The sequence below is a fragment of the Pedobacter psychrotolerans genome (assembly GCF_004340665.1).
Classification (GTDB): domain Bacteria; phylum Bacteroidota; class Bacteroidia; order Sphingobacteriales; family Sphingobacteriaceae; genus Pedobacter; species Pedobacter psychrotolerans.
The window spans coordinates 161410-161848 of record NZ_SLWO01000001.1; the positions used below are offsets into that span (position 1 = coordinate 161410).

The 439-nt window shown below is 51.3% G+C and carries 1 pseudogene; it reads left to right on the forward strand.

Annotated elements, in window-relative coordinates:
* Window positions 1-439 (forward strand): annotated as a pseudogene (locus tag EV200_RS21675) (hypothetical protein); the annotation flags it as partial.

Here is a 439-nt window from a genome sequence, read left to right on the forward strand (position 1 = left end):
AGGTGTTGAGGCCCAGTCAGGAAAAAGCGGTACCCCGGGGAAACCTGGTACAGCTGGTGGCCCTGGTGAAGGTGTTACGATTGTGACGAATGACAGTGGGACCTGGGTGTATAATCCGGCTACTGGTACCTGGACAAATGTAAATGGTCAAAAAGGCGACAAGGGCGATAAAGGTGACCCAGGTGTAGTAGGTGTTGAGGCCCAGCCAGGAAAAAGCGGTACCCCGGGGAAACCTGGTACAGCTGGTGGCCCTGGTGAAGGTGTTACGATTGTGACGAATGACAGTGGGACTTGGGTATATAATCCAGCTACTGGTAATTGGACAAATGTAAATGGTCAAAAAGGCGACAAGGGTGATAAAGGCGATACTGGTGCACAAGGTATTCAGGGATTAACCGGAGCAACAGGTGATAAAGGCGATACGGGTGCTACTGGTTCA